The sequence below is a fragment of the Halorubrum sp. ASP1 genome (genome assembly GCF_005435135.1).
In the GTDB taxonomy this organism is placed as follows: Archaea; Halobacteriota; Halobacteria; order Halobacteriales; family Haloferacaceae; genus Halorubrum; species Halorubrum tropicale.
Window position 1 is genome coordinate 1 of sequence record NZ_SGUA01000067.1, and the last position, 434, is coordinate 434.

1 pseudogene is annotated in these 434 nt (G+C 68.7%); it reads right to left on the reverse strand.

From position 1 onward, the window contains the following. A pseudogene (locus EXE48_RS18275) lies at positions 1 to 314 on the reverse strand (amidohydrolase family protein); the annotation flags it as partial. Between the last annotated feature and the right edge of the window lie 120 nt (positions 315 to 434).

Sequence of the window (434 nt, forward strand, 5' to 3'; positions counted from 1 at the left end):
GTTGCCGGGCGAACCGAGGTCGCGGACGGTCGTGACGCCCGCTTCCAGCGTCTTCCGGAGGTTGGCCGCGGCCCGATAGCAGGCGCGTTCGACCGGCTCGGACCGATAGGCGGCCACGTCGGGGCGACCGTCCATCATGAGGTGAACGTGGGCGTCGACGAGTCCCGGCGCGACCACCGCACCGAGCAGTGTCCCGTCTCGCCTTCGGTCTCGTCGCCGACGGGCGCGATGCGCCCGGTCGACTCGTCTATCACCACGTTCGCCTCGCGGGTCCCGTCGGCGTCGACGACCCGCATGCCGGTTAGCGTGAACATACGTGTGTCAACCCGGGCAGGTGACCTAAAGCCGCGGGTGTCAGCGAAGAACAACCGACCGACTGCGAGGCGTTCGAACGCGACGAAACCCGACTCCCTCACTCGGGGACGATGTCACCG